General features: G+C 55.7%; 19 protein-coding genes. 13 read left to right on the top strand and 6 right to left on the bottom strand.

Features of this window, described 5'->3' with window-relative positions; translation table 11 throughout:
• Nucleotides 1–134 precede the first annotated feature (134 nt).
• The gene (locus BLQ16_RS05415; protein ID WP_091791732.1) at nucleotides 135–644 is read left to right on the top strand and encodes a GNAT family N-acetyltransferase; all 510 of its coding nucleotides are present in this window, start codon (nucleotides 135–137) and stop codon (nucleotides 642–644) included.
• A 142-nt stretch (nucleotides 645–786) separates the two neighbouring features.
• On the opposite strand, the gene BLQ16_RS05410 is transcribed toward BLQ16_RS05415, so the two are convergent.
• The 4 genes from BLQ16_RS05410 to BLQ16_RS05395 all read right to left on the bottom strand — a co-directional run bounded on the left by BLQ16_RS05410 (nucleotide 787) and on the right by BLQ16_RS05395 (nucleotide 4,354).
• Entirely contained in the window at nucleotides 787–1,182 is a 396-nt protein-coding gene (locus BLQ16_RS05410; protein ID WP_091791731.1) for a hypothetical protein, read from the bottom strand.
• Nucleotides 1,183–1,265: 83 nt separating this feature from the next.
• Nucleotides 1,266–2,387, bottom strand: a complete 1,122-nt coding sequence (gene hemW, locus BLQ16_RS05405; RefSeq protein WP_091791730.1) for a radical SAM family heme chaperone HemW — start codon at nucleotides 2,385–2,387, stop codon at nucleotides 1,266–1,268.
• A gap of 212 nt (nucleotides 2,388–2,599) precedes the next feature.
• Nucleotides 2,600–3,433 (bottom strand): sulfurtransferase, encoded by an 834-nt coding sequence (locus BLQ16_RS05400; RefSeq protein WP_159427995.1) that lies wholly within the window; start codon nucleotides 3,431–3,433, stop codon nucleotides 2,600–2,602.
• Nucleotides 3,434–3,469: 36 nt separating this feature from the next.
• A complete protein-coding gene (locus tag BLQ16_RS05395; protein WP_091791728.1) occupies nucleotides 3,470–4,354 on the bottom strand; it encodes a histidinol-phosphatase HisJ family protein in 885 nt (294 codons plus the stop codon).
• A gap of 81 nt (nucleotides 4,355–4,435) precedes the next feature.
• Here BLQ16_RS05395 and BLQ16_RS05390 point away from each other — a divergent pair, with 81 nt between their 5' ends.
• The 12 genes from BLQ16_RS05390 (at nucleotide 4,436) to BLQ16_RS05335 (ending at nucleotide 17,138) form a co-directional block, all read left to right on the top strand.
• Complete coding sequence (locus BLQ16_RS05390; protein ID WP_091791727.1) at nucleotides 4,436–5,836, top strand: aminopeptidase; 1,401 nt, start codon at nucleotides 4,436–4,438, stop codon at nucleotides 5,834–5,836.
• Nucleotides 5,837–5,853: 17 nt separating this feature from the next.
• A complete protein-coding gene (msrA, locus tag BLQ16_RS05385) occupies nucleotides 5,854–6,861 on the top strand; it encodes a peptide-methionine (S)-S-oxide reductase MsrA (RefSeq protein WP_091791726.1) in 1,008 nt (335 codons plus the stop codon).
• Nucleotides 6,862–6,874: 13 nt separating this feature from the next.
• On the top strand, nucleotides 6,875–7,393 hold the full coding sequence (locus BLQ16_RS05380; RefSeq protein ID WP_091791725.1) for a hypothetical protein: 519 nt from the start codon (nucleotides 6,875–6,877) through the stop codon (nucleotides 7,391–7,393).
• 268 nt (nucleotides 7,394–7,661) lie between these two features.
• A complete protein-coding gene (locus tag BLQ16_RS05375; RefSeq protein ID WP_159427994.1) occupies nucleotides 7,662–8,840 on the top strand; it encodes a M20 metallopeptidase family protein in 1,179 nt (392 codons plus the stop codon).
• A gap of 126 nt (nucleotides 8,841–8,966) precedes the next feature.
• Nucleotides 8,967–10,475 (top strand): amino acid permease, encoded by a 1,509-nt coding sequence (locus BLQ16_RS05370; protein WP_091791723.1) that lies wholly within the window; start codon nucleotides 8,967–8,969, stop codon nucleotides 10,473–10,475.
• Between the two features lie 312 nt (nucleotides 10,476–10,787).
• A complete protein-coding gene (aroF, locus tag BLQ16_RS05365; RefSeq protein WP_091791722.1) occupies nucleotides 10,788–11,804 on the top strand; it encodes a 3-deoxy-7-phosphoheptulonate synthase in 1,017 nt (338 codons plus the stop codon).
• Entirely contained in the window at nucleotides 11,801–12,883 is a 1,083-nt protein-coding gene (aroB, locus tag BLQ16_RS05360) for a 3-dehydroquinate synthase (protein WP_091791721.1), read from the top strand. Before aroF ends, aroB begins: the two co-directional genes overlap by 4 nt.
• Complete coding sequence (gene aroA / locus BLQ16_RS05355; RefSeq protein WP_091791720.1) at nucleotides 12,883–14,154, top strand: 3-phosphoshikimate 1-carboxyvinyltransferase; 1,272 nt, start codon at nucleotides 12,883–12,885, stop codon at nucleotides 14,152–14,154. The genes aroB and aroA overlap by 1 nt, the downstream gene beginning before the upstream one ends.
• The gene (aroC, locus tag BLQ16_RS05350) at nucleotides 14,132–15,229 is read left to right on the top strand and encodes a chorismate synthase (RefSeq protein WP_091791719.1); all 1,098 of its coding nucleotides are present in this window, start codon (nucleotides 14,132–14,134) and stop codon (nucleotides 15,227–15,229) included. Before aroA ends, aroC begins: the two co-directional genes overlap by 23 nt.
• On the top strand, nucleotides 15,219–15,494 hold the full coding sequence (locus BLQ16_RS05345) for a chorismate mutase (protein ID WP_091791718.1): 276 nt from the start codon (nucleotides 15,219–15,221) through the stop codon (nucleotides 15,492–15,494). The genes aroC and BLQ16_RS05345 overlap by 11 nt, the downstream gene beginning before the upstream one ends.
• Nucleotides 15,488–16,729: a shikimate kinase gene (locus BLQ16_RS05340; RefSeq protein ID WP_091791717.1), complete on the top strand. Its 1,242-nt coding sequence runs from the start codon at nucleotides 15,488–15,490 to the stop codon at nucleotides 16,727–16,729. The genes BLQ16_RS05345 and BLQ16_RS05340 overlap by 7 nt, the downstream gene beginning before the upstream one ends.
• Nucleotides 16,701–17,138 carry a type II 3-dehydroquinate dehydratase gene (locus tag BLQ16_RS05335; RefSeq protein WP_091791716.1) on the top strand — a complete coding sequence of 146 codons (438 nt, stop codon included), beginning with the start codon at nucleotides 16,701–16,703 and terminating at the stop codon, nucleotides 17,136–17,138. The genes BLQ16_RS05340 and BLQ16_RS05335 overlap by 29 nt, the downstream gene beginning before the upstream one ends.
• Before the next feature lie 83 nt (nucleotides 17,139–17,221).
• On the opposite strand, the gene BLQ16_RS05330 is transcribed toward BLQ16_RS05335, so the two are convergent.
• Together BLQ16_RS05330 and BLQ16_RS05325 are read right to left on the bottom strand one after the other, a co-directional pair.
• A complete protein-coding gene (locus BLQ16_RS05330) occupies nucleotides 17,222–18,151 on the bottom strand; it encodes a hypothetical protein (protein WP_091791715.1) in 930 nt (309 codons plus the stop codon).
• Nucleotides 18,151–18,906: a pseudouridine synthase gene (locus BLQ16_RS05325; RefSeq protein WP_091791714.1), complete on the bottom strand. Its 756-nt coding sequence runs from the start codon at nucleotides 18,904–18,906 to the stop codon at nucleotides 18,151–18,153. The genes BLQ16_RS05330 and BLQ16_RS05325 overlap by 1 nt, the downstream gene beginning before the upstream one ends.
• Between the last annotated feature and the right edge of the window lie 32 nt (nucleotides 18,907–18,938).

The raw sequence follows: 18,938 nt of genomic DNA, 5'->3' as shown, positions 1-18,938 counted from the left end.
AATTGGACATATTCCCACATACGAGGCTTTTGAAAAATATTAGATTTTATCCATACTGACAACTCAAGCCATGCCGATTTTTAATCCAAAAGATGTTAGAATAAGTTTAGCAAAAAGAAAAGGTGGCGATACCCATGGAGTTGGTTCCGGCTCAGCTTGAAGACCTAGACCCCTTGTTGACAATATATGACAAGGCCCGCCAGCGGATGCATGCCCAGGGCAATTTTCAATGGGCGGATGATTACCCCGGCGCCCAACGGCTGAGGGCAGATCTTGCCCGACAGACCCTGTACCTTTTAAAAATTGCCGGTAAGATCATCGGCGCCTGTGCGCTGATTCCGGGCCCGGATGAAACTTATCAGGTCATCCGTGACGGGCAGTGGCTCAACCCGGCCCCCTATTGGGCCATCCACCGGCTGGTGGTGGACCCCCTGGAGCAAGGCCAGGGCTACGCAAGAGCCTTACTCCAAGCTGCTGAACAAAGGGCCCTGGCCCAAGGCATTTACAATTGCCGCATCGATACCCACGCCGCCAATACCGGGATGCGGCATTTACTTGCCAAAAGCGGCTACACCTATTGTGGCATCATCGTGGCACTGGACGGCATAGACCGCTTAGCCTACCAAAAAATTTTACCCGGCTGAAACACCCACCCTTAACCGCTTTCTACCGGGATTGGCCCGTCTTCTTTTATAAAAAAATAGTTCTCAACAAATCCTTTTGCCCTAAAGATCTTTAACCACAAAAAAGAGCTGTTTTCCTTTGCAGGAAACAGCTCTTTTGCTCTTATTCACTTGATTTACGAAAGACCCAATGCAGGAATACCGCCGTGTTCAAGGCCCATAGGGGAAGCAAGCCGCCGTCGTGCAGCATGTAGCGCAAAACGGTTGCCGGCAGGCCGAATTCCACAAAAATAGCACTGAGTAAGATGAAAACATCCACAGCCAGAGTTATAGCGGACGCCATACACCAGCCACTTCGTGAAAAGTGCACCGAAAAGCCGGCAAAGCCGATGGTCAAGGCAACCAGTGCCAGTACATAAACAACGCGTTGTCGAATAAAGAAAGCGTGGTCAAAGCCCAGGCCGAAATGGCGCTCCACCAGGCAGTAGTCAGCAATCAGGGCCAAAATACCAATGAGGAAAGCAAGGTGACTTAATTTAAATTTGATTTGTCCCATCATAATAGGCCTCCTCCAGTGCTGTCGCACTAAGAAATATATCAAATCATGCCACGCCGGCCAGCCCTTGTCAATACAGAAAATAGTTACAAAAACAAGAGACCCAAAGTATTGTTGAGCAAGAGCCCTTCCGGCGTCGCTTTGAAGTAATCGCCGTCCCATACCGCCAGATTTTGCTGGAGGGCCGTATCAATGGCAGCGGCAAACCGATGTTCAAAACGTTCGCCATAGCGCGCTGCAAAAGCTCTTGCCGACAGACCTTCTGTCGTACGCAAAGCCAAAATAACTGTTTCGCTCATCAGGGTTGGGCGGTCCCAGCTTTCCCGGTCATCAATCGGTAGCTGGCCGGCTTCAAGCCGGGCCAGGTAGGCGTCCATATCCGCGCTCATCCGGGTAAAGGTGCCCTTCAAATGGCCTGAGGCGCCGAGGCCACAGCCCAGCCAGTTGCCCAGTGCCCAGTAATTTTGATTATGCCGGCAGGCATAGCCCGGTTGGGCAAAGTTTGAAATTTCATAGGCAGCATATCCGACGCGGGCCAAGGCCTCCCGTTGCCATAAAAAGGCCTGCCGGGCCGTTTCTTCAGAAGGTTCCGGCAGGATGCCCGAGCTTATGTCGGAGGCCATGGGGGTCCCTTCTTCAACAATCAAGCCGTATAAAGAAAGGTGGTCCGGTGCCAAGGCCAGGGCCTCTTGCACCGTTTTTTGCCAGTCGGTCAGCTGCATACCCGGAAGCCCATACATAAGGTCTAGGTTAATGTTCTCAAAACCGGCCTTGCGCGCCATGGCATAGGCCGCTGCTGCCTGCCCCGCCGTATGCCGTCGCCCTAAAAGGCGCAGGGTCTCATCGTCAAAACTTTGTACCCCCAGGGAAAGACGGTTAACCCCGGCGGCTCGCCAATCCTGCAAGAGTCCCTCAGACAGGTCCCCCGGATTGGCTTCCACCGTCCATTCCTTGACGGAACCGCCAGACAAATCAAGGATCCCTTGCAACAAACCTTGCCAAATGTCGCGTGCAAGCAGGCTCGGCGTCCCCCCACCGATAAAAATGGCCTCAATCCTTTCCGGGAAAGCTGACCATTGCCACTGAATATCCTTGAGCAAGGCCTGGGCATACCGCCGCTGCAAATTTTCCGGGGCCGGCGCACTTAAAAAATCACAGTAGCGACACTTGCTGAGGCAGAAGGGTATGTGAATGTAAAGCGTGCCCATCCCGTTTCCTCCTTAATTAAAAAGTTCTCTCACCCTTTTTCTTAACCACTTTCTTGCTTTTTAACGCTTCACTAAGACCAGCAAATCCCCGGCTCAAAAAATGAGCTGGGGATTTGCTCTTCTTGGAAGCTCTTTTGTAACAAGCTAAATCCAACTTTTTAGGGCCACTCGCTCCCAATTAAATGACGGAGAATAGGTCTTTGTCTAATAGCTCAGGGCTTATCGCCGGTGTTCACCTTGTTGTCCGGATTTTTAATCCAATCGCTGTAGCTGCCGTTGTAGATCCGGTGCGGAATGCCGACCATGTCCAATCCCAGGCTGTTAACACAGGCCGTACCGCCGCTACCACAGGACAAAATGATATCGTCGTAGTTTTTTAAATCCGCAAAATGGGCCTCTAAAAAGGCCGTATCTTTTAAAGCCCCATCGGTCAAAATATCTTCATAGTAATAATTGACCGCACCGGGAATATGTCCGGCTACAGGATAGCGGGGCTCAGTCTCGCCACGGTAGCGCCCCGGTGACCGGCTGTCGATCAAAAGACTGGTCGGATCAGCCTGTTGTGCCTTCACCGTGTCCTGGCGGCAGATGAGTTCCGGCGCCGGGGCTATGGTCAAATTCCCACCGCCGGGCGCTTTCGGAAGGTCCTTTTCAGTCCCGCCACCGGCTTGCAACCAGGCCTCATAGCCGCCCTTCAAAATCCGGATGGGACAAGCCAGGCCGCTGAATTTGGCCTGGTAAATAAACCGGGCAGCACTCATCAGCGAAGGTTCATCGTAAAGCACCAGCAAGCTGTCATCCCGGGCGCCGTACTTTTCCAGAAGATTGGCAAAGGCTTCCGGCTGTAAAAAGGGATGGTCCCCGCCGAAATCCCCTTCCGGGTCGGACAGGTCCCGTTCAAAATCGACCAGAAAGGCCCCGGGGATATGTCCCTCGGCATAGACTTGGTCGTGGTAGGCCAGGTCTGCCAGGCGGAAACGCAAATCAAAGATGAGTGGTGCAGGCTCCAGCTTGCGCAAGTCTTCTGCGGTAATAAACCAGTTCATATCCATACCTCCTCATAAAAAAAGCGACAAGAAACCCTACAAGGCATAGCGCATTGGCCGGCCTTGCTGAAAATAATAACCGTATTGAAAGCCCAGGGTTTTTAATTCCGCCCGCGCTTCCGGGAAAAAGCGACCGAAGTCCTCCGGGCTGTGGGCATCCCCGGCCAGGGTAATCAATTCACCGCCCAAATCCCGATAGCGGCGCAAAATGGTCGGATCCATCAGCCCCGGATCATGGCCTGTCCGGTCGAATTGCTTATACCGGGTACGCAAATTAATCTCCAGCGCCACTTCCCGCTCGATGAGGGCCTTAAACAAGGCATCAAAATGATCTGCATAAGGGGCATAGGTCAAGGCTGTATCTTCGTATGGGGCATAGCGGGTCAGGTAGTCCACGTGGCCCATCACTTGAAAGCGAAATGGCGAGCTGACCATTTCCAGGTGGGCTTCAAGGACTTTTTCATAAGCCTCCTGTTTGGGCAAATCATACAAGGGGTGCCCCTTGGCCATGCCCAAGTCCTTGCCCATCATCGCGTGAACAGACCCGATAATCTGGTCAAAGGCAAAGGGTTGGAGAAAGTCTGTCAAATCAGCAGCCAGGGCCGGCCGGTAGCCGATTTCAATCCCCTGTAAAAGTTCCGGGAAAGAGGCCTGGGCCGCTTGCACCCTTGCCCGGTACTGGGCCAAATCAAAAATCCATTCGCCCGGCTCCGGCGGACTGCCCAAGGGGGTCAACTGACCAGCAGACCCGTCTGAGAAATAATTTTTATCGTAATGTTCCGTCAATACCACCGCGTTGAACCCGCGTGCCCGTGTGGCTGCCAATAAGTCTGCCAAGGATTGCCGCGCATCCGGTGAAAAGTTTGACGAATGGCAGTGGGTTTCTACCAGCATTGCATCACGCCCTTTCACTGTAATCATACTGAATACGCCGACCCTTGGCAAATATTTTTAACGCCAAACGGGTATAAGGATACCGATAACGAGATTGGAGGCAATAGTATGGAACACGAATACGAAATTCGCTCGGTCTGGGCCCACATCGATGCCGATGAAAAATCGGAGATGGAGGCCTACGCCAAGCGTTACATGCACTTTTTAGACCAGGCCAAAACCGAGCGGGAAGCGGCAAAGACCATCGTCGACTTGGCCAAAGAGGCCGGTTACCGGTCTTTTGAGGATATTTTGGCCGACGGCAAGACCCCGCAAGCGGGACAAGGCTTTTACTTGAACCACAAAAATAAAGCGGTAATTCTTTTTCTCCCAGGCACCGCCCCACTGACAGAGGGGCTGGATATTGTGGGCAGCCACATTGACGCCCCTCGCCTGGACTTAAAAAGCCACCCCCTCTATGAAGACGGCGGCCTGGGCTTGCTGAAAACCCATTATTACGGCGGCATCAAAAAATACCAGTGGACCTGCCTGCCACTGGCCCTCCACGGCATCGCCTACCGGGAGGACGGTAGCGAAGTACAGATCAACATCGGCGATGCCGCCGATGATCCGGTCTTTTACATCACCGACCTCCTGCCCCATTTGGGCAAGGACCAAAACGCCAAAACCCTGGCCGAAGGCGTCAACGGCGAACAATTGAACGCCGTCTGCGGCCTGGAACCACAGCTGACGGCGGATGACGTCGAGCTGAAAGAGCCGGTCAAAGCCAAGCTCCTCTCCCTCCTCCACGACCGCTACGGCTTGGTTGAAAAAGACCTCTTACTGGCCGAATTGGAACTGGTCCCGGCCGGTCAGGCCCGGGAAGTCGGTTTGGATCGCGCACTGATTGCGGCCCACGGCCACGATGACCGGTCTTGCGCCTTTGCAGCTGTAGACGGTCTATTAAACTTGCCAAAACCGCCAACCAGGTGGGCAGCGGCCTTATTGGTGGATAAGGAAGAAATCGGTTCTGTGGGCAATACCAGCATGGGCGCCATCTTTTTTGAAAATGCCCTGGCAGAGCTCTTACACCTGAATGGCGAAGGCGAACTGGCCCTGCGCCGCACCTTAAGCGGCAGCCGGGTGCTCTCCGGTGATGTGACCGCCGCCTTGGACCCGAGCTTCCCGGACGTCATGGACAAGCGCAATACGGCCTTCATCGGCAAGGGCGTTTCCATCAACAAATACACCGGCGCCCGCGGGAAAAGCGGCTCCAACGATGCCAATGCTGAATTTCTACAAGAAATTCGCCGTATTTTTGATGACAACCATGTGCTTTGGCAAATGGGCGAACTGGGCAAGGTGGACCAGGGGGGTGGCGGAACCATCGCCTACATTCTTGCCAACCGGGGAGCTGAAGTGGTGGATTGCGGCGTCCCCATGCTCTCCATGCACGCCCCCATTGAACTGGCCGCCAAAGCCGACTGCTACATGACCATGCGAGCTTATCGCGCTTTTTTGGCCCAATAACCGGAAAGGAGTGCCTTATGCCCAAACCACAGGAAACCATTTATCTGGCCGGCGGTTGCTTCTGGGGCACCGAGCATTACTTTCAATTGATGCCCGGAGTCAGCGCAACGGAAGTCGGCTATGCGCAAAGTCAGGTTGACCAGCCGACTTATGAAGCGGTCTGCAGTGGACGAACCGGCGCCGTTGAAACGGTAAAGGTCAGTTATGACCCGGCAGACCTGTCCCTGGAACAAGTTCTAACTGGTTTTTTCCGCATCATTGACCCCACCACCGAAAATCGCCAGGGGGCCGACATTGGCAGCCAGTACCGCAGCGGGATTTACAGCAGGGACCAAGGCCTGCTGGACCGCGCCAAGGCCTTTGTCAAGGCCCAGCAAATCCGCTACGAGCGGCCACTGGTGGTGGAAGTTGATCCTTTGAAAAATTTTTACCCGGCGGAAGCCTATCACCAGGATTATTTGACCAAAAATCCTCATGGCTATTGCCATATTCCGCTTGAACGCTACCGGGAGTTGGAAAATGGCGCTCCGGAGGTCATCGACCGCGCCTTGGACCCGCGCCGCTATCGCAAGCCGAGCGGCACTTATTTGCGCAACCACCTTTCCCCGCTGGCCTACCGCATCACGCAGGATAATGCCACTGAAGGCCCCTTCAGCCATCCGCTCTACCAGGGGGCAGAAGAACCGGGGATTTACGTAGACGTCACCACCGGCGAGCCCTTGTTCAGCAGCCTGGACCAGTACGATGCCGGCTGTGGCTGGCCCAGCTTCACCAAACCGATTGACCCGGAAGTCCTGACCACCCATGAAGATGTTTCCTTGGGCATGGTCCGGACTGAAGTGCGCAGCCGCGTCGGCGATGCCCACTTGGGCCATGTATTCCCTGACGGTCCACGTGAGGCCGGCGGCCTGCGTTACTGCATCAACGGCTACGCCACCCGCTTTATTCCGGCCACTGACCTGGAAAAAGAAGGCTACGGCGATTTAGCCGCCTTATTTCCCAGCACCGATTCGACCTTAAATTAAAGAGGTGATCCCCATGGCAACCCTTAGCCTGACCATGCAGGCGGCCATCTTCCATTTAAGCCAGCTTAAGACAGAACTGGAACGCGCCAAAAATACCATTGAACAATTCACAAACTTTCCCCTGTCGGTGAACAACGGCCCCCCGGCTGATATTCGCCAACAGGTTGAAGCCGTCAATGCCGCCTTGGATCGGATGGCCGACATTGAAAGCGATTACCTAACCCTGCAAAACGCCATTGACGCCAAAAATCGCGAGACCGGCACCGGTCACTTGCTCAATGAAGTCAGTGCCAAACGCCGTCGCTTGAAATTGCTGGAGCCCCTGGCCGCCGTCTTTAATGCGCCAAAGGCCAATTTTCAGGCAGAAAGCGGCGTCGGCCTGGTCGAATATGGCCTGCCCGGCTATGATGATGTGCTTAAAACCGTCACCGCCTTGCGGGCAGAGGTCAACCGCCTGTCCTTGGCCATTGACAAGTCCAATGCCACGACAGAAGTGACCGTCGATTTAAAGACCGTCACCCCCTTATCCTAAAACTTTGGCAGACGGGATCCAGGATAAAAAAAGAACGAAACCGGCAAAGCCACAGGCTGATACGAACGAAGACCCCGGTGACTGACGATTGTTGATCAGATGACGGATGACGATTGACGACCAACCTTTCATAATGCGCTTCCCGTCGGGCTGCTGCCAGGGGCAGGAGCAAAAACTGAAGCACTGCAAGTTCCCTTTTGCGCAGTGCACACCAGGCCGGAGATTGGTTACCGATCTCCGGCCATTTATTATTCAAAGGAGGATTTTCATGCGATATTACCAAGAAGCCTTGTCCCTAAAAGAAGATCTCATCCACTGGCGCCGCCACATTCACAAAAATCCTGAAGTCGGCCTGGCCACTGAAGAAACAGCCCGCTATATTAAGGGTGAACTGGAAAAAATGGGCTATTCGCCTGAACCCTGCGGCTGCAACGGCATCATCGCCAGCCTTGGCCAGGGACCAAAGACCCTCCTCCTGCGGGCCGATATGGACGCCCTAGAGCAAACGGAGGAAAGCGGCCTGCCCTTTGCCTCACAAAACCTGGGCAAAAGCCACGGCTGCGGCCATGACCTTCACAGCGCCATGCTTTTAGGCGCCGCTAAAATTTTAAAAGATCACGAAGAGGACCTGACCCAGCGCGTCCTTCTCATGTTTCAACCTGCAGAGGAAATTTTTGCCGGCGCCCAATCTATGATTGACGATGGGCTCCTGGACAGGTATCCGGTCGATTACGCCTTTGCCGTCCACAATATGCCCACCTTGCCGGTCGGCACCGTGGCCCTAACAGAGGGCCCCTTTATGCCTTCTGTTGACGGCTTTACCATTACCATCCACGGTCAAGGCTGTCACGGCGCCTCTGCCCAGGAAGGCGTTGACCCGATTAACATCGGCGTCCACTTACACCTGGCTTTACAAGCCCTCCTTGCCCGCGAAATTGATTACCAAGCTGCGGCCCTCTTGACCATCGGCAGCTTCCAAGCCGGCACCATCGGCAACATCATTCCCGACCAAGCCCTGCTGAGCGGCACCCTCCGCGCCATGGACTCGACGGTCCGCCGGTTCTTAAAAGAACGGTTGGAGACACTCAGCCGGACGACTGCAGAAGGCTTCCGCGGGACTGCAGAGGTGCACTGGGATTATGCCATCCCCGCCAACGTTACCGACAGCGCCCGCATTGGTCAACTCAAAGAGGCCTTAACAGCCATTAACCGAGCCGAAGAAGCGGCCGGTGAAAAGGCTGTATTAACCCTTGAAGAGGGTGGCCTCTTAAACGCCTCTGAAGACTTTGCCTTAGTGGCCGACCGGGTCCCTTCTGCCTTCCTGAGGATCGGCTCCCGCTCGGAAAATGAGGAGGACTGCAATATCCTGCACAACCCTAGGGTGATCTTAAACGAAGAGGCCCTTATCGTCGGCGCCGCCGTGTACAGTGCTGTCGCTTTAAATTAGGCCCGGCCCAAGCTGTTTTTTGACAAAAGCGATTTTTACACGGTTTTTAACAAGACAAAACCTCCACGGTTCTGTATAATAAATAGGAAAATAATACACGGGTTAACCGTTACAGGAGGTAAAGAAATGTCACAACCACATCCCGGCGAAAAGGGCTCCGTTCATACGCAAGTCAAGCGCCGGCTGAAAACGCGCCATTTATCCATGATCGCCATCGGCGGCTGTATCGGCAGCGGGCTTTTTATGACCAGCGGTCAGGCTGTCCATGCCGCCGGGCCGGGCGGTGCCCTCTTGGCCTATGCCTGCATCGGCATCATGGTTTATTTTTTGATGACCTCTTTAGGGGAAATGGCCACTTATTTACCCATTAGCGGCTCTTTCAGCGCCTATGCCAGCCGCTTCGTCCACCCGTCAATCGGTTTTGCCCTGGGCTGGAACTACTGGCTGAACTGGGTCATTACCGTGGCGGCGGACGTGAGCTTATCGGCCTTGATTTTCAGTTATTGGGAGCCCTTACGGGTCTTGCCGCCGATGGCCTGGAGCGCGATTTTCTTAGCGATGATCGTTGGCCTGAACATGCTATCCGTCCGTGCCTACGGTGAATCTGAGTACTGGTTTTCTCTCATCAAGGTCATCACCGTCGTCCTCTTTATCATCGTCGGCCTATTGACCATTTTAGGGATCTTCGGCGGAGACTACATCGGCCTGCAAAATTGGCACGTCGGTGACGCCCCCTTTGTCGGCTCCACCACCCACTGGTCCAGCAAATTCCTGGCGGCTTTAGGGGTCTTCCTGATTGCCGGTTATTCTTTCCAGGGGACGGAGCTCATCGGGATTGCCGCCGGTGAGTCGGAAGATCCGGAAAAAAGCATTCCTCGTGCAGTCAACCAGGTCTTTTGGCGGATTTTAATTTTCTACATTTTCTCAATCGCCATCATCGGTTTGATTATTCCTTACACCAGCCCGGACCTGCTTGGTGCCCAGGAAGTGGCTGAAATTGCCAAATCACCCTTTACCATTGTCTTTGAAAAAGTCGGCCTGGCCATGGCCGCCAGCGTGATGAACGCGGTCATCCTCACTTCTATTTTATCCGCCGGCAACTCGGGCTTTTACGCATCAACGCGGATGCTGCACGCCATGGCTATAGACGGCATGGCCCCGAAGGCCTTTGCCAAAGTGAATAAGGCGGGCACCCCGCGCAATGCCTTGTATTTAACCCTGGTCATGGTGGTGGTGGTCTTTTTGATGCAGCTCGGCTCCCCCCATGCTTACGAATACATTATTGCCGCCAGCGGCTTGACCGGTTTCATTGCTTGGTTGGGCATCGCTTTAAGCCACTACCGTTTCCGCAAGGCCTATATCGCCCAAGGCAAAAATTTGGACGACTTGGTCTATCGCGCAAAGCTCTTCCCCTTTGGCCCCATCTTTGCCCTGGTGCTCTGCACCATCGTCATCATCGGTCAGGATACGGCCCTCCTTGAAGGGGAGATCAACTTACGCCAGTTGGCCACCACCTACCTGGGCATTCCGGTCTTTATCGCCGTTTTCCTCTACCATAAAATTAAGTACAATCCAAAGATGATCCCGCTTAAAGAAGTCGATTTAAACCAAGACCACAAAATGGAAGAAAAATAAGGCTTTACAAAGGCCAAGCCCTATGGTAAGCTATAGAAAATTTAACCCTATGCATTATGTCCTTTAAACAGGTGATTGATATGTTAAGCCATCAAGCTCAAGCCTATACCTTCTATTACAGCTTTGCCTACTTCTACGGCAAGGCTTATTTGGGTTCCTTCGGCGATGGGCTAATGGATGACTAACAGATACCATTCTGTATAAATCATGCCCCGCAGAGGTGTACCCTCTGTGGGGCATTTTTGTATGGTTAAATTTAACTTATTCCCGGGAAAAATTGCATCTGCTCACATACCAGTAAAGGAGACCGCCATGCTTATCCAATTAAAAGACCATGTAACCAAAGAACAGCAAGATCAGTTGTGCGACCAGTTAAAGGAAATGGGCGTCGCCCTCCACATCAGTCAAGGCAATGAACAAACCCTCATCGGCCTGGTCGGCGATACGTCCAATGTGGACATTGAGCGTTTACGGGCCAACCGATGGATCAAAAAGGTCACCCGCATTTCCGAACCCTACAAACGGGTCAACCGGCGGATGCACCCGCAAGATACGGTGATAAAAATTGGCGATGTGACCATTGGCGGCGGTCAATTAACCCTCATCGCCGGTCCCTGCTCAGTTGAAAGCGAGGACCAGATGCGCAGCTTGGCCAGCGAGGTGAAGGCAGCCGGCGCACAAATTTTGCGTGGTGGCGCTTTCAAACCGCGCACCTCACCCTACTCCTTCCAGGGACTTGGCGCCGACGGCATTGACCTTTTATTGGAAGCCAAGGCGGCCAGCGGTTTACCGATTATCTCTGAAATCATGGATCTCTCAGATTTACCCTACTTCAAAGACGTGGACATCCTACAGGTAGGGGCCCGAAATATGCAAAATTTCGCCTTGTTGAAGGAGCTCAGCAAGTTGGACAAACCCATCCTCCTAAAGCGTGGCTTGTCCGCCACCTATGAAGAGTGGCTGATGAGCGCCGAATACCTGATGAGCGACGGCAACGATAAAATCATCCTCTGCGAACGGGGCATCCGAACCTTTGAAACCGGCACCCGCAACACCCTGGATATTTCCGCCATCCCGATTTTACGGCAGAAAACCCACCTGCCCATCATCATCGATCCGAGCCACGCCGCCGGCATTCGTGAACTGGTCCGGCCTTTATCCCATGCGGCTGTAGCGGCCGGTGCAGATGGGGTTATGATTGAAGTGCACAACAATCCGGAAAAGGCCCTCTGCGACGGTCCCCAGTCCCTGCCCCCGGAAGACTATGAAAAACTGGCCGGTGAATTAAAGGCCCTCCATCGCTTTTGCCGGGAGAATTTAAGCGAATGAGCGCCCACAAAACGCCATACCGGCTGCACGTAGGGACTGAGCCCGCTTATGATGTCCAGATTGGCCTCTCGCTAAGGGAGGCGGCAATGGCAGCGGCTTCCTGCTTGACGGCAGCCGGACAGGTGCGCCTGGTCAGTGATGAACAAGTCTATGCCCTCTACGGAGAGCCGGTGAAAAATTGCTTGGAAACCTCTGGCCATACGGTGGCCCTTGACCTGGTCGCCCCCGGCGAAGGCAGCAAGTCCATCGCAACCTGGGAAAGCTTGATGAACCGGTGGGCGGCAGACCGGCTCCACCGCACCGACGGGGTTCTTGCCTTAGGCGGCGGGGTGACCGGTGACTTGGCAGGCTTTGCCGCAGCCTCTTATATGCGCGGCATTCCGCTGGTGCAAATGCCCACCACCCTCCTGGCGGCAGTTGATGCCTCTGTCGGCGGTAAAACGGCGCTGAACCTGCCCTTGGGTAAAAACTTGCTTGGGGCCTTTAAGCAACCGAGCGGTGTCTTTTGTGCGACGGACCTCTTTCAAAGCCTGGCCGATGTCGATTGGCAAAACGGGACTGCCGAATTGATAAAAATGGCAATTTTAACAGACTCGGACTTATTTGCCCGCCTGGAAAACAGGCCCTTTACCAGCCAAAGCGACGACCTGACCGGGGTCATCGCCACCGCCGTTGGACATAAGATTACCTACGTGGAAGCGGATGCCAGCGAAAAAGGCATTCGCGCCCATCTGAACTTGGGCCACACCCTGGGCCATGCCATTGAGCAGGTCAGCGGTCACACCGTGCCTCACGGTCACGCGGTGGCCATGGGCCTGGCCTTTATCAGCCGAGCTGCGGTGGCCCTGGGCCGGTTGACGCCGACTGACGGCCAGCGCATCCTAAGGCTGCTCCAAGCCCATCACTTGCCAATTTCCGTGCCCTTTGACAGAAACCAGCTGGCAAAGGCCCTCCTGAACGATAAAAAAGCCGATGGCGACGGCATCCGTTGGATCCTTCCCGTCGGCATCGGTCACTGCCTTATTCATTCGGTGGCCTATGCCGACCTGTCCGAATTCTTAACGAAAGGCGGTTTATAATGGACATATGCATAGAACCGGGCGCCTTAGGCGGCCATGTGGCGGCCATGCCCAGCAAGTCCATCTTGCACCGACAGCTTTTTTGCGCCGCTTTGGCAGACGGCCCGACCCGCTTCATCTGCCCGATTTTATCTGAGGATATGCACGCCAGCCTCTCTGTTTTAAGCGCTTTGGGGGCCGAGTGGAAGCGGACGGATACCGGCCTCAGCCTTGCTCCAATCAGCCACCCGCCAAAGGCCCTGCGTCTCAACGCCGGCGAGAGCGGGACGACCTTGCGCTTTTTATTGCCGCTGGTGGCCGCCTTGGGCCTTTCCGCAGAAATCGACGGGGAGGGCCGGTTGCCGGACCGGCCCTTAAAGGCCCTTACCGATGCCCTCCGTGCCGGTGGCGTAGCTGTTTCTGCCGATGCCCTGCCCCTGTCCATGTCGGGACGCTTTCAGGGCAGTCAGGTAACCCTGCCGGGCAATGTCAGCTCTCAGTACATCAGCGCTTTTCTGCTGGCGGCCCCCCTACTGCCGGCGGGGCTTTCCATCCAGGTTGACGGACCGCTTGAATCGGAAGCTTACGTCGCCATGACCATGGCGGTCATGGCCGAATACGGCGTCCATGTCCAAGAAAGCGGTGACAGCTATACCGTTGCGGCCGGCGCGCGCTACCGGGCCCCGCAAGAGCCGGTTCTTATCGAAGGGGACTGGTCCAATGCCGCCTTTTTCTTGGCCGCCGGCGCCGTGGGCAAGGCGGTCACCGTCACCGGGCTTAACCCGGACAGCTGTCAAGGCGACGCTGCCATCCTTCCGATTTTAACAGCCTTTGGCGCGCGCGTCAGCTCCACTGCCGATGCGGTTACCGTTGTCCCCGGACGCCTGGCCGGTATTTCCCTGGACGTCAGCCAAATTCCAGACTTATTGCCCATTCTTGCCATGGTCGGCGCCTGCGCCTCAGGTAGTACCACCTTTAAAAACGCCGGCCGCTTGCGCTTAAAAGAAAGCGACCGCTTGGCTGCCACTGCTGACCTCTTGCGGACCGTCGGCCTTGAAGTTGAGGAAGGGCCGGAGACCTTGACCGTCTTTGGCGGGCGGGTGGCTGGCGGTGCGGTAGACGGTTATGGCGACCACCGCATGGTCATGAGCGCCGCCATTTTAGCCGCTGTTGCCGGGCACGACCCCCTGTGCATTCATGGTGCTGAAGCGGTGCGCAAATCCTTTCCCCATTTTTTTGATGACTTTGCCCATATAGGAGGAAAATGCCATGTCGTCTCAGATCGGACGTAATATCCGCGTACAGGTTTTCGGCGAAAGCCACGGGCCCTCTATCGGCGTCGTCATCGACGGCCTGCCGGCCGGCCTGGCCATTGATGACAAGGCGATTGCCGACCAAATGGCCCGCCGGGCCCCCGGCCAATCAGCCCAGGTCACCCAGCGGCGCGAAGCGGATAGTCCACAATTTTTAAGCGGCCTTTATCGCGGCCACACCACCGGCAGTCCCCTCTGTGCGGTGATTGCCAATACGGATACCCGGTCCAAGGACTATGCCGCCTTGACAGACCTGCCCAGGCCTTCCCATGCCGACTACAACGCCGCCGTAAAATACGGTGGCTATGCGGACATGCGCGGGGGTGGGCATTTTTCCGGCCGGCTGACGGCGCCCTTGGTCTTGGCCGGGGCTATTTGTGCCGGCGCCTTACGGCAGCGGGGGATTGACGTCGGCGCCCATTTGATTCAGGTTGGCGAGGTCATGGCCCCGGCCCTTGATCCGGTAGCCGTGACCAGAGAAGACCTGGACCGCCTGCGGCAGGCCCCCCTGGGCATGGCCGATGAGGCGGCACGCCAGCGGGTGGAGGACTTGCTCGATGACCTGCGGCGTCAAGGCGATTCGGTCGGCGGTTTGGTGGAATGTGCCGCCATCGGCCTTCCCCAGGGCTTGGGAGAGCCCATGGCCGCCGGGGTAGAAAATCGCTTGAGCGCCGCCTTGTTCACCATCCCCGGCCTGCGCGGGCTGGCCTTCGGTGCCGGCTTCGCGGCCTGTGCCATGCGCGGCAGTGCCCACAACGACCCCTACACCCTTGTCGATGGCAGGGTGCAACCGGCAAGCAACCATGCCGGCGGTGTCCTGGGTGGCATCACCACCGGCCTGCCGCTCATAAGCCACACCGCCTTTAAGCCGACCCCGTCCATTGCCCGACCCCAAGCATCCGTCCGCCTGTCCAGCTTATCCCCTGAAAGCTTGACGATTAGCGGCCGCCACGACCCCTGTATCGCCATCCGGGCCGTACCGGTGGTGGAAGCGGTCACCGCCATCGTCTGCTTGGACCTGCTCTTCGATAAAGGAGGCACTTATGCAACTTGATGCGCTTCGCCGTGAAATTGATGAGATTGATGCGGCACTATTGCCGCTCCTACGTAAGCGGCTGGCCTGCGCCCGGGAAGTGGCCCGCTATAAAAAGGCAAAGGGCCTGCCGGTTTTGAACCGGGCCCGTGAAGAGGCCATCCTGGCCGACCTTGCGGCCCGGTCTGGCGCCGATGCCGATGCCATTTGTGCCTTATATGAGGCAATTTTCACCGTTTCCCGGGACCTTCAGGAAGCCTTGATGGCAGAGGAGGACCCATGCTGAGCGGGTTATTGGGGGAACGGCTCGGCCACAGCTATTCGCCGGCCATTCACGCCATGCTGGGCAATAGCCATTACCAACTGTTTGAAGTCCCGCCGGCCGATCTGGGCGCCTTTCTGGCCCGCCCGGACCTTGACGCCTTAAACGTCACCATTCCCTATAAAGAAGCGGTCCGTCCTTACCTTTACGCAGAAAGCGACGCCGCAAAGGCCATTGGCTGTGTCAACAGCCTGGTGCGCGACAAGCTGGGCCGTTGGATTGGCCACAACACCGACTTTGACGGTTTTGCCTACTTGTTGGACACTTTGTCCGGCGACGTGCGCGGCAAGAAATGCCTGATTTTAGGCGGTGGCGCTACCTCAAAAACCGTTCATGCGGTCTTGGCGGCCCGACAGGCCGGAGAAATTTTACATATTGTCCGCCACGATGGCATTTCATACGATGACCTGCCCCGGCATCAGGACGCCGAATGGATCATCAACACCACGCCGGTGGGCATGTACCCTAAGACCCCTGCTGCCCTCCTGCATCCGGCAGATTTTCCTGCCTTGGAAGGCCTTGTGGATGTTATTTACAACCCCCTCCGGTCGGCACTGGTTTTGGAGGCCCAGGCCGCGGGCATTCCGGCCTCCGGCGGCCTGCCCATGCTGGTGGCTCAAGCGGTTTACGCTCACGGCTATTTTACCGGTCAGCCGCCGGCCCTGGCCCGTATTGAGGAGATTTGCAACCGCCTGCGCAGCGCCCGGGAAAACATCGTTTTAATCGGCATGCCCGGCGTTGGCAAAAGCACCCTGGCCCAGCAGCTGGCAGACAGCTTAGACCGTCCCTGGGTCGACTTGGACGATGTCTTTGCCGCTGAATACGGACCCACCGGTGATTTTATCACCACCCAGGGCGAAGAGGCCTTTCGCCGCCTTGAAACGGCCCTGGCCGAGCGCTACGGCAAGGAAAGCGGCCTGATCATTGCCTGTGGTGGGGGCATTGTTACCCGCCCTGAAAACGAAGGGCTCTTGCGTCAGAACGGCCGAATCTATCACTTAACCCGGCCCTTGGAGGACCTGGCCTGGGCAGGCCGCCCCCTGTCAAAGGGCGGTGCCGCCCTGGCCGCCTTGTGGGCTGAACGCGCCCCCCTCTACCGGCAATTTGCCGACTGCACCCTCTCCTGCACTGACCTGCCTGCCGCCCTGACCGCCATCAAGGAGGATTATTTTGAAAATACTCGTCTTAAACGGCCCTAACCTCAACCTGCTTGGCTTACGCGAACCGGCCCTCTACGGCCACACCGACTACGCCAGCCTCTGCGCCCGACTCCAAGCGGCGGCGGAAGAGGCCGGAGTGTCGCTGACCATCCGCCAAAGCAACCACGAAGGCGAGCTGGTGGACCTCATCGGCGCCGCCTACGGCCAGGTTGACGGCATTATTTTTAATCCGGCCGCCTACACCCATACCAGCATCGCCTTGCTGGATGCCCTAAAGGCGGTGGCCATTCCAACGGTGGAAGTCCACCTGACCGATCCGGACCAACGGGAAGACTTCCGGCATACCAGCTACATTCGCAAGGCCTGCTGCAAAACCATCAAGGGACGCGGCGTCCAAGGCTACCTCGACGCCCTGGACTGGCTGATCCACTATTTACCCACAAGCTAAAAACTCCCCGAAGGGCGGTTGTCCTGACCGCCTTTCGGGGAGTTTCTTTATTGAAGCGTCGTCCATCTTATGACGCGCTGGGCTTAGTGCACCGGCGCAAAGGGGACGACATTTTCTTTTTTACCCTGTTTTTCCGGTTCACCGATGTAGATGCCGGAGAAGAAACCAATAAGGGCAACATAATTGCCGGCAGTGACGTCTTCTACTTGCACAAACCGTTCAGGCACCACTGCATAAAATACGCCTAAATCTGTCTTAATCCCAAGGATGTAATTGTAGACATTGTTCCCAAGGTGGATGTCCTCAACGCTTTCCACCACCCCATTGATGTTCATCAGGCCGAGGGGGTTAATGCGCAGGTCTTGAGCAGCATACCGCATCAGGCCGATCGCCTGTTCGTCAACTTCTTCAGCCTCGTCATCCTGCATCATCTGATTGATCACCATGCCCAGGGGAAAGACACCCGGTGTTTCATCGGCCTGGTCCGGGCTCAAGCCCTCTTTTTCAATCCAACCGGCACGGCTCTCAAAAAAGTCCATGTCCAAAACGCTGACGTTGAGGTTCATTTCAAATTCAGAGCTTTTCGCATCGGCAGGGAGCATGTTTTTATTGACGAAATCGACCAAAAGGGCTGTGCCTTCTTTTGCTCCTGATTCCTCGAACTTGGCCAAAATCGGGACCAGGTTATTAAACCGGTTGTCCACGCTGGTGAAAATATCCTCGACGACCTGCGGATCCAGGGTGGCACGAATGTTGCCCTTCTTGCCGGTATCGACGTGCAGGTCCAAACGCCAGGGCACATCTTTTTCTTCATTGCCTGCATCGTTTCCGTCATCTTCCAGGTAATGGAAGAAGTGCATATGACGGGCCGTGTTATGCAGGTGGGTATAGGTCCCGTAGGTTGTATCAATAAAGTTACCGTTTTGCAGGACATGCCATTGAAGCATATCTTCAATTTCGTCTTGGTTGAAGCAAGACAGGGATAGGGTTGCTACGTCTGTTAAAAGCGCCATTATCTTCTCCTTTTCGACTGTTGAGATGGTTGCATACCGACAGCTTCGTAGAGCTGTCGCACTTCCTGACGGGTTAAGGGCCGTACTTCCCCTTCGGAAACATGATTTAAGCCAAGCCCTGCCAGGTGGGTCCGCCGCAGGGCTATAACCGGAAAACCGACTGCCTTGCACATCCGCCGCACCTGACGTTTACGGCCTTCGTGAATGGTCAAGGCCAACTTGCTTTTATTTTTGCTGCGGTGCAAAAGCGTCACCTGAGCCGGAGCGGTTTTCCCGTCCTCCAGCAAAACACCCTGGGCCAAGGCACGCATGGCCTTATCAGTGATGGCACCTTGAACCGTTACTTCATACCGTTTGTCTACCAAATGAGACGGATGGGTCAGGCGATAGGTCAGCTCGCCATCATTGGTGAGAATCAGAAGGCCGGAGGTATCCCGGTCCAAGCGGCCAACAGGCACCACTTGCTGGCGCAGGTCTGCCAAGGCATCAAAAATTGTCGGGCGTCCCTGCGGATCGTGAACGGTGGTCAGCAAGCCCACCGGCTTATCGTATAAATAATATTTAAAGGCCGGCGGCCCTTGCAGGGCTTTACCGTCTACGGTCACCCGGTCTTTTTCGGGATCGATTTGCACACCCTGTTCGCTGACCGGTCGGCCGTTTACGCTGACGCGGCCTTCAGCAATCATGGCTTCCGACCGCCGACGAGAGGCCACGCCACAGTCGGCCATCCACTTGTGCAACCGTATTTTTCCCATGCTCTTCCTCCTGATTGTCAATAAACATTATT

The sequence above is a fragment of the Peptococcus niger genome, assembly GCF_900101835.1.
GTDB classification, from domain to species: domain Bacteria; phylum Bacillota; class Peptococcia; order Peptococcales; family Peptococcaceae; genus Peptococcus; species Peptococcus niger.
This window is presented reverse-complemented; position numbering and strand designations above follow the sequence as displayed.

Coding starts and splice junctions, on each gene's coding strand:
- BLQ16_RS05375 (WP_159427994.1), top strand. CDS start 7,662: ATGCGATATTACCAAGAAGCCTTGTCCCTAAAAGAAGATCTCATCCAC.
- BLQ16_RS05410 (WP_091791731.1), bottom strand. CDS start 1,182: ATGATGGGACAAATCAAATTTAAATTAAGTCACCTTGCTTTCCTCATT.
- aroF (WP_091791722.1), top strand. CDS start 10,788: ATGCTTATCCAATTAAAAGACCATGTAACCAAAGAACAGCAAGATCAG.
- BLQ16_RS05395 (WP_091791728.1), bottom strand. CDS start 4,354: ATGATTACAGTGAAAGGGCGTGATGCAATGCTGGTAGAAACCCACTGC.
- BLQ16_RS05400 (WP_159427995.1), bottom strand. CDS start 3,433: ATGAACTGGTTTATTACCGCAGAAGACTTGCGCAAGCTGGAGCCTGCA.
- hemW (WP_091791730.1), bottom strand. CDS start 2,387: ATGGGCACGCTTTACATTCACATACCCTTCTGCCTCAGCAAGTGTCGC.
- BLQ16_RS05390 (WP_091791727.1), top strand. CDS start 4,436: ATGGAACACGAATACGAAATTCGCTCGGTCTGGGCCCACATCGATGCC.
- BLQ16_RS05415 (WP_091791732.1), top strand. CDS start 135: ATGGAGTTGGTTCCGGCTCAGCTTGAAGACCTAGACCCCTTGTTGACA.
- BLQ16_RS05325 (WP_091791714.1), bottom strand. CDS start 18,906: ATGGGAAAAATACGGTTGCACAAGTGGATGGCCGACTGTGGCGTGGCC.
- BLQ16_RS05380 (WP_091791725.1), top strand. CDS start 6,875: ATGGCAACCCTTAGCCTGACCATGCAGGCGGCCATCTTCCATTTAAGC.
- BLQ16_RS05330 (WP_091791715.1), bottom strand. CDS start 18,151: ATGGCGCTTTTAACAGACGTAGCAACCCTATCCCTGTCTTGCTTCAAC.
- BLQ16_RS05345 (WP_091791718.1), top strand. CDS start 15,219: ATGCAACTTGATGCGCTTCGCCGTGAAATTGATGAGATTGATGCGGCA.
- BLQ16_RS05370 (WP_091791723.1), top strand. CDS start 8,967: ATGTCACAACCACATCCCGGCGAAAAGGGCTCCGTTCATACGCAAGTC.
- aroB (WP_091791721.1), top strand. CDS start 11,801: ATGAGCGCCCACAAAACGCCATACCGGCTGCACGTAGGGACTGAGCCC.
- aroA (WP_091791720.1), top strand. CDS start 12,883: ATGGACATATGCATAGAACCGGGCGCCTTAGGCGGCCATGTGGCGGCC.
- msrA (WP_091791726.1), top strand. CDS start 5,854: ATGCCCAAACCACAGGAAACCATTTATCTGGCCGGCGGTTGCTTCTGG.
- aroC (WP_091791719.1), top strand. CDS start 14,132: ATGTCGTCTCAGATCGGACGTAATATCCGCGTACAGGTTTTCGGCGAA.
- BLQ16_RS05340 (WP_091791717.1), top strand. CDS start 15,488: ATGCTGAGCGGGTTATTGGGGGAACGGCTCGGCCACAGCTATTCGCCG.